Origin of the sequence: Photobacterium pectinilyticum (assembly GCF_024357955.1) — a bacterium.
Lineage (GTDB): Bacteria > Pseudomonadota > Gammaproteobacteria > Enterobacterales > Vibrionaceae > Photobacterium > Photobacterium pectinilyticum.
In genome coordinates, this window is sequence record NZ_JANEYT010000016.1 from 77,616 (window position 1) to 86,561 (window position 8,946).

General features: G+C 45.3%; 5 protein-coding genes. 4 read left to right on the forward strand and 1 reads right to left on the reverse strand.

What is annotated here, in order from left to right:
- Window positions 1-193 precede the first annotated feature (193 nt).
- On the reverse strand, window positions 194-1,048 hold the full coding sequence (locus NHN17_RS09345) for a MurR/RpiR family transcriptional regulator (RefSeq protein ID WP_255042087.1): 855 nt from the start codon (window positions 1,046-1,048) through the stop codon (window positions 194-196).
- Window positions 1,049-1,387: 339 nt separating this feature from the next.
- Between NHN17_RS09345 and NHN17_RS09350 the strand changes: the two genes are divergently transcribed.
- The 4 genes from NHN17_RS09350 to fabV all read left to right on the forward strand — a co-directional run bounded on the left by NHN17_RS09350 (window position 1,388) and on the right by fabV (window position 8,195).
- Complete coding sequence (locus NHN17_RS09350) at window positions 1,388-2,239, forward strand: SDR family oxidoreductase (protein WP_255042089.1); 852 nt, start codon at window positions 1,388-1,390, stop codon at window positions 2,237-2,239.
- Window positions 2,240-3,795: 1,556 nt separating this feature from the next.
- Window positions 3,796-4,470, forward strand: coding sequence for a TetR family transcriptional repressor PsrA (psrA, locus tag NHN17_RS09355; protein ID WP_255042090.1), 675 nt, complete (start codon window positions 3,796-3,798; stop codon window positions 4,468-4,470).
- 47 nt (window positions 4,471-4,517) lie between these two features.
- Window positions 4,518-6,794 carry an acyl-CoA dehydrogenase gene (locus NHN17_RS09360; protein ID WP_255042092.1) on the forward strand — a complete coding sequence of 759 codons (2,277 nt, stop codon included), beginning with the start codon at window positions 4,518-4,520 and terminating at the stop codon, window positions 6,792-6,794.
- 198 nt (window positions 6,795-6,992) lie between these two features.
- Complete coding sequence (gene fabV / locus NHN17_RS09365; RefSeq protein WP_255042094.1) at window positions 6,993-8,195, forward strand: enoyl-ACP reductase FabV; 1,203 nt, start codon at window positions 6,993-6,995, stop codon at window positions 8,193-8,195.
- Window positions 8,196-8,946: the final 751 nt, after the last annotated feature.

The following is an 8,946-nucleotide window of genomic DNA, read 5'->3' on the forward strand; positions in this document are numbered from 1 at the left end:
AATATTGCAGGGTTTTAATGTGCAACGCCGCTTATAGTAGCGGTGGGCCGGTTGGATTAAGTGTAGTTGACGGAAGTCGGCTGAGAGCGGCTATTCGAAAGGGCAAATACTAAAAAGGCGCAGCCAAAGCCGCGCCTGTACGCTTAAGTGATTTTATTATGCCGCCTGTAAATGGCTTAAAATCACAAGCAGGTTAGATAGTCCCTTCTTTGGTGAAGCGAGAGTCCTTTAGTGACTCTTTAACCCGCTTTAGATTTTCGCGAAAACCTGCACCTCGGCGTAAGGTAAAGCCAGTTGCAAGCACGTCGATTACGGTCATCTGCACCACACGGCTCGCCATTGGCATGTAGACATCAGTATCTTCTGGTACGTCTAAGCAGATAGAGATGGAACACTCGCGATCCAATGGTGAATCTTTTGCTGTAATGCCGATCACCGTGGCGCCGTTCTCGCGTGCCATACGAGCAACGTCGACTAAGCTTTTGGTACGTCCTGTGTGGGAAATCATCACCACCACATCACCGTCGCTACAATTAATCACGCTCATGCGCTGCATCACAATGTCATCAAAGCATACAACCGGAATATTGAAGCGGAAGAACTTATTTTGAGCATCGTGAGCGACAGATGCCGATGCACCAAGGCCAAAGAAGGAGATTTTTTTTGCTTGGGTCAACAGATCAACAGAACGATTGACCTGCATTGGGTCAAGACTATTTTTCGCTACATCAAGGCATGCCATGGTCGATTCGAAGATTTTCGACGTGTACGCATCCGGCCCGTCATCTTCTTCGACGTTGCGGTTCACATAAGGCGTACCGTTGGCTAGGCTCTGGGCAAGGTGCAGTTTAAAATCTGGAAAGCCCTTAGTATCTAAGCGACGACAGAAGCGGTTTACTGTAGGCTCACTGACGTCCGCCATTTTAGCCAGTGTTGCGATGCTTGAGTGAATGGCTGTCTGTGGCGATGCAAGGATTACTTCAGCGACTTTACGCTCTGATTTACTGAAGTTATCAAGATTCTTTTGAATTTTCTCTAGAGTATTCATGGCGGTTACCGCTCGTTACTGAATTTCGTTATTGGCTTTCTTATCGCATAAAGTGCTTAAAGCCATTTTGATGAAACTATACTACTTTTCATGGATCTGCTCCTAGTAAATCCATGAATATCGCTTTCTCTTTTTATTATAGTTTGACAGGGATCGAATTTTTTCTTTCAAAACTGAAATTTTTTTTAGCCAAAATTACGACTTTTAGGGCTGATATCTGCTTTTTATGTAGCTAATTTTCAATCTTCAGGAATTAATTTACAGGATGAAATAAATCAAGGTGAAAGAATAAGCAGTAAAATGAAACCGGCTTTCAGAGTTATGTGATCGGTGAGGTCTATGAAACACAGAAAAATAAACAAGATAAGCATTTGTGGTTGTGGTTGGCTGGGTTTGCCATTGGCGAAGCACTTTGTGTCGTCAGGGGTAGAAACATGGGGTAGCAAGCAAGATCCTGAGAAGGCAAAAACCTTGGCCGAAAGTGGTATTCGAGGTGTAGCTCTATCTCTCCCCCAATCGCTGAATGAGCCTGCCATTCTTTCGCCGCAAATAAAGCAGTTCTTTAATACCGATTTGTTAGTCATAAATGTTCCGCCCGGTCGTAACGAGGGAGCAGCTGATGATCTGATAGCTAAAATTAAGCAACTTTCGGAGACAGCCAGAGCGCTTGGTTGCCAGAAGGTGTTGTTCATTAGTACAACTGCGGTTTACGGTGCTTGCGAGGGAGTGGTTGAGGAGGTGACTGAGCCATGCCCTAATACGCTGTCAGGGAAAGCCCACCTTGAGATAGAGCAGTATTTGTTGGCGGAGTGGGGGCGTGAAGTGGTGGTGTTACGTTTGGCTGGGCTTATCGGGCCAAATAGGCACCCTGTTCGTTTTTTATCGGGGCGTCAAGGTATAGAAAATGGACAGGACCGGGTAAACCTCATCCACCTGGATGATTGTATTGCGGCGATATCCCAATTGGTTCATCAATGGTCGCCACATCAGGTGCTGCATCTTGCCTCATCACAACATCCGACCCGAGAAGAGTACTACAGCAAAATGGCGCAGTTAGCGGGTTTGCCTTTGCCGGTGTTTACAGCCTCTCTTGACCGCAATAGTAAAGTGATTAATGCGGAGAAAACGTGTCAATGGCTATCTATTGAACTTGCCCATGACAGTCTACTTTCAGCCCCTCCTGAGCTATGAGGCTTCTTATACCAACCTACATAAATATTTTTTCAGTGCAAATACTTGATCAACTACTTATCCAGGTTGGTATTATTTGTTCACAGGAAATTTAGCGATCAGCAAGGCAAAAAACCAACACCTGATGTTGTTTGATCGATTTACAGGTTGTATGAGTTGGGTGGATTGTTGCTTTGCACAAAAAAAAACCACTGAAAGTCAGTGGGCAAAAACCTATACACAATTAGGAGTTAAGCAGCAGTGGCATCATAATTAAAGAAGGGAAGGATAAACCTGTATGAACCGCATCTTTAATCTGAATCATGTAAAGTAAGACTGGTTGAAAATCGAATAGTTCAAAAAAAATTAAATTTTCTTCAGATAAAAAAATGCCCACTGAAGTTCAGTGGGCGAAAGCTCTATATACAATTAGGAGTTTAGCAGCAGTGGCATCTTAAATTAAAACCGCAAATTCTTATGATTAACTGAGAAAAGCGCCTTTAATATGAATGTCACTATATATGACTGAACTAAATTCAATTGGTTCCCACAAGTTAAAAAAAAATTGGTAATGACGATAAAATCAGCAAATTGTCTACGGGCAGGGACTAATGATGAATTGTCTGCATATTTAGGTAAAAAAAAGCCCACTGAAAGTCAGTGGGCGAAAATCCATATACACAATTAGGAGTTTAGCAGCAGTGGCATTTTAAATTAAAACCGCGTAATTAAAGAGTTAATGGTTAACTAAGAAACGCGCTTTTAATATGAATGACACTATATATGACTAGCCGAAATTCAATTGGTTCAAAAAATTTAAAAATTTTTGCAATGGTGAAAAAATGGGCTGTGGGCTGTGGGCTGTGGGCTGTGGGCTGTGGGCTGTGGGCTGTGGGCTGTGGGCTGTGGTGATATGTTATTGGCGCGGTATGAGCATGAGCGCCCGGGTAACGCGGGTAAGCTGTCGATAAAAAAAAGCCCACTGAAAGTCAGTGGGCAAAAGCTCTATATACAATTAGGAGTTTAGCAGCAGTGGCATTAGTAGATTAAAGAGTAAATGCAATTTGCGGCCAGCAATGTTGATAAGTCTTTAATCTAAATGTCACTATATAGGACTGGCGGTTTTCATTTTGGTTCATAAAAAACAGAAAAAAGGAGTCATTTTTTTATAACTGTTTGATTTTAAATCGAGAGGGATAAGCAAAAACAAAAAGAATATGACCAAATAAAGAAAACCCATCTCCATGGGGGGGGATGGGTTTCGAAGAATGTCTTCTAAGAAAAAGCAGTGGCATTAATTAGGACCCGTGAATGTGCACTTTGTTCCAAAAATTTTCCACTTTCTCAGATTTTTTTTATTTGCTTAGATCTCAACCCTTTTGCATGAGACACAGGTAAGACACTATTAGCCCAGTACCTTGCTGGTGCGCTATAACGCAAAAGATTGATCACCTTCACGACTTGCACATTAAACATCGAAAATATCAACGTGTTACAACATGGTGTATATTTGCGACTTGTTAAAAATGTTTCTTAGATGTAAAGTTTAAACGAGTGTTTAATACAGGTGAATGAATATGGCAGGAAAGGGAGAAACCAAGGCACGTATCTTAGATGCCGCCGAGCTACTCTTTGCCGAACATGGCTTCAAAGACACGTCACTGCGAACTATCACCAGCAAAGCTGGGGTTAATCTGGCGTCTGTCAATTATCACTATGGCGATAAGAAAACCTTGGTCAGGGCGGTACTGGGCCGTTACCTCGATGCCTTCATGCCTCGCTTGCAGTCAGAACTGGAAGCGCTGCTGACTCGCGATGATTTCTCAATGGAAGATGTTTTCCGTTGTATCAAAGAACCGTTGTTAGTTCTCAATGATCACCGCACCAACGGGGCCACTGTGTTTATGTCATTGATCGGCAGGGGATATACTGATGTTCAAGGCCATTTGCGTTGGTTCATCATGACCCGGTACGAGCAAATTCTAACTTTATTTACTACCGCAGTGTGCAGAGCTAACCCTTCTTTGGATCCCGAAACCTTATTCTGGCGTCTGCATTTTACTCTCGGGGCATCCGTTTTCACCATGGCATCGTCAACGGCGTTGTGCGAGATCGCCGAGAATGACTTTTCCCGTAAGGTTAAACCTGAAGATTTGATTGAGCGTTTGGTGCCTTACTTGGCGGCAGGCGTTGCAGCTCCTATAGAACAATCGCTTTCGCTGATTGGCGAACAGCAAACAGGAACACGATAACAGTATGTAATACCAATAACGATAAAAGTGACAAAAGGACCTGAAACATGAGTACGTTAACCAAGCTAAGAAAACGCTATCTCAGTGATCCCGCATTCAAGATGTTTAAAAAAGTGTTGCCACCACTTTCCGATACTGAACGAGAGGCCATGGAGGCTGGCAGCGTTTGGTGGGATGGTGAGTTGTTTGGCGGGAATCCAAACTGGAATACCTTGCTGACTTACCCGCAGCCGATATTGAGTGCTGAGGAGCAGGCGTTCATCGACAATAAGCTAGAGCCATTGTTGGATATGTTGAACGACTATCAGATTGTCCAGGAAGATAAAGATCTGCCACCTGAAGTGTGGGAGTATCTGCGCAAAGAAAAATTCTTCTCGCTGATTATTGGTAAGGAATACGGTGGCTTGGATTTTTCAGCTCATGCTAACTCGACCATTGTAACCCGCATTGCAACCAAGAGCTTGAGTGCGGCCGTTTCGGTGATGGTTCCTAACTCATTGGGCCCAGGTGAGCTGCTGACCCACTATGGTACCCAAGAGCAGAAAGATTACTGGCTGCCACGCTTGGCGCACGGCGAAGATGTGCCGTGTTTCGCACTTACCGGACCGGAAGCGGGCTCTGATGCTGGTGGTATTCCCGATCAGGGGGTGGTGTGTTACGACGAGTACCAAGGCGAGCAAGTCTTGGGTATCCGTGTTAGTTGGAATAAGCGCTATATTACGCTTGCACCTGTTGCCACCGTACTTGGCTTAGCCTTTAAATTACAAGATCCTGACGGACTTATTGGCGAGAAGAAAGAGCTAGGTATTACCTGTGCCCTGATCCCGTCTGATCACCCGGGTGTCGAAATCGGTGAGCGCCATGATCCACTAAACCTTGCCTTTATGAATGGCCCAACCCGAGGCAGTGATGTCTTTATTCCTATGGATTGGGTTATTGGTGGTCAGGATTATGTCGGCCGAGGTTGGCGTATGCTGGTGGAATGCCTGTCGGCTGGCCGAGGAATATCATTGCCAGCACTTGGTACCGCGGTCGGACACCTGACGGCGAGAACGACAGGTGCCTACGCTTATGTCCGTAAGCAGTTCGGCATGTCGATTGGTAACTTTGAAGGTGTCGCGCAGGCGATGGGGCGCATTGGTGGCTTTACCTATATGTTAGAGGCGTCCAGAACCCTGACAACGACGTCGCTGGATATGGGGGAAACGCCGGGAATCGTCACTGCGATAGCGAAGTACCATATGACGGAGATGGCCCGTACCATCCTTAATGATTCGATGGATGTGCACGCTGGCCGCGCAATTCAACTTGGGCCAATGAACTATATTGGCCACCACTATTTTGGTATGCCGGTTGCTATCACTGTCGAAGGGGCCAACATCTTGACCCGCAACCTGATGATCTTTGGTCAGGGGGCGACCCGATGTCATCCATATGTACTTAGTGAAATGGAAGCGGCGGCTAACCCTGACAGCAGGGAAGGGGCCAAGGATTTCGATAAACTGTTGTCCAGCCACATTGGTTTTGCTGTTGGTAATGTGAGTAAATCACTGCTTAATGCCTTTAGTGGTTCACGTTTCAACAACTCGCCGGTCAGTGGTGAAACCGCTAAGTACTATAAACAGCTATCTAGAATGAGCCGGGCATTGGCAGTCGCGGCTGACTTTGCCATGCTGAGCTTGGGCGGTGAGTTGAAGCGACGCGAAATGGTATCTGCACGTTTGGGGGATATATTGAGCCACTTGTATCTGGCCTCTGCAGTGCTTAAGCGTTATGAAGATGAAGGTCGTCAGCAGCAGGATTTACCTTTTGTACACTATGGCTTGCAGCATTGTCTGCACCAATGTGGCGTGGCCTTTGATGAGGTGTTGGCGAATTTCCCGCGTAAAGGGGTTGGCCGCCTACTGCGTACTTTACTGTTCCCGCTAGGTATTCATTATGCCGCTCCGAAGGATGAGCTTGCAGTGAAGATCGCCGAGCTGTTGATGCGTCCAGGTAAGCAGCGTGACCGTCTGACTCACCTTTGTTATGTCGGTAAACACGAAGATGATCCGGTTGGACTGATGGAGCGGGCATTTATTGCCATGTACGGGGTGAAAGATCTTGAGCGTAAAATTGCTAAGGCGGTTAAAGCCGGTGAGATCCCACGCAAGGTTTCATTAACAGAGAAGTTACAAATTGCCCTCGATGCGGGGATCGTCACAGAAGCAGAAGTAGAAAAAATGCAAAATGCCGATCAGCTAAGACAGAAAGCGATTCAGGTGGATCACTTCTCTGCCGCACACTTTAAAAAAGGCGGCTTACAACCGGGGAAAGCAGCCTAAGGCTCAGGCCTTGTGAACAATAAACCTGGTGTCTCCCATGTGCCACGCAATCGCGTGGCACTTTTTTTATTATTTTTTGTGACTTTCCGCGCGTAACACCTCCAACCACTGTCGAATTTAGCGTTTTCGCTCATAAATTTAATGCGATTTTGTCATTTACCTTTTATCCTACTGTCAATTGTGTAAGGGAAGTTGAAAATGATCATCAAACCTAGAATTCGTGGATTTATTTGTACAACGACTCACCCAGTGGGTTGTGAGGAAAACGTCAAAGAGCAGATTGCATACACTAAGGCGCAGGGCCCAATTGCCGATGCCCCTAAGCGTGTGCTAGTTGTAGGTTCATCAAGCGGCTACGGTTTGTCTTCACGTATTGCGGCTGCATTCGGTGGCGGTGCTGCAACAATTGGTGTGTTCTTCGAAAAACCGGGAACTGAAAAGAAACCGGGTACAGCAGGCTGGTACAACTCTGCCGCATTCGATAAGTTTGCTAAAGAAGAAGGTCTGTACTCCAAGAGCTTGAATGGTGATGCTTTCTCTCACGAAGCAAAACAGAAAGTGATTGATCTGATTAAAGAAGATCTGGGTCAGATTGATATGGTTGTTTATTCACTGGCTTCTCCTGTGCGTAAAATGCCTGATTCAGGTGAAGTGGTTCGCTCTACCCTGAAGCCGATGGGTGAAACCTATACGGCGACAGCTGTTGATACAAATAAAGACGTATTGATTGAAGCAAGCATTGAGCCTGCGACAGAGCAGGAGATTGAAGATACTGTTACTGTGATGGGCGGCCAGGACTGGGAGCTATGGATCAATGCACTGTCTGACGCTGGTGTCTTGGCTGATGGCTGCAAAACGGTGGCCTATAGCTACATCGGTACAGAGATCACTTGGCCTATTTACTGGCACGGTGCTCTGGGCAAGGCGAAAATGGACCTTGACCGTGCGGCTTCTGAGCTTAACGATAAGCTATCAGCGAAGGGGGGGGCTGCTAATGTTGCCGTGCTTAAGAGCGTCGTGACTCAGGCGAGCTCTGCAATCCCGGTCATGCCTCTATACATCGCTATGGTCTTTAAAAAGATGCGTGAAGAAGGTGTTCATGAAGGTTGTATGGAGCAGATCCACCGTATGTTCACCCAGCGCTTATTCAAGGCTGACGGTAGCGCTGCCGAAGTTGACAGTGAAAACCGTTTACGCCTAGATGACTGGGAACTACGTGAAGATATTCAAAAGCACTGTCGTGACCTATGGCCTACCGTAACCAATGAGAACCTATTTGATGTTGCTGACTACCAGCAATACAAAGATGAGTTCTTGAAGCTATTTGGTTTTGGCATCGAAACGGTTGATTACAGTGCTGACGTAAGCCCTATTGCAGAGTTTGATGTTAAAGACATTTAATTTCGCTCAGAAAGCCTAAATAAAAAACCGCCGAAAGGCTAACTCCTATCAATTAAGATGTTTGGAGTGAACCACATAGCGGGTTTTACTGATACGAACGGTCCTTGATTTGGGCCGTTTTTTCGTTCAGGCAATATATAATACCAACCTACATACATATTTGATCAGTCTTGCAGGTTAAAATCACTGTTCTCTGCGTTAGATATTTTGTAATTAGAGCCACTAGTTACTGCAATATCTGCCTTGATAACAACGATTTTTCCAGTGCAAATACTTGATCAACGACTTATCCAGATTGGTATAACGTTTCGCTCGTTCTCGCATTGCCCTTAACTTCTTGGGTGTTGAGCCGTGCGATGCGATTACACACCACATTAACTCATCTTGGATATCCCTAAAGCCATCATAAAACTGATCAATGGCTTAGCTGATCGGTGTTACCTTATAGGGCGTCTGTATATGGGAAGGTGTTATCTGATTTTAGTTCTTACTTCGGGACAAAGAGCAAAGACTACACTTGCTGGCGTGGAGCTGTGGTCGATGATTAAAAATGGGCAGCTCGATAACCCTGAGAACTTCAAACTCCAATAAAAAATATATGACATTGCTTCCATATGGGTCGGATATCTCGGATTCATTTAGTTTTACGGTCTACTTTAGATTCGGTTATTACGCTAAATAGCTGTTCCTAATAGTAGATCTCTCAGGGAAGGGAACTCAGTCCAAATTGTGCGATCTGATCAGTTACCAC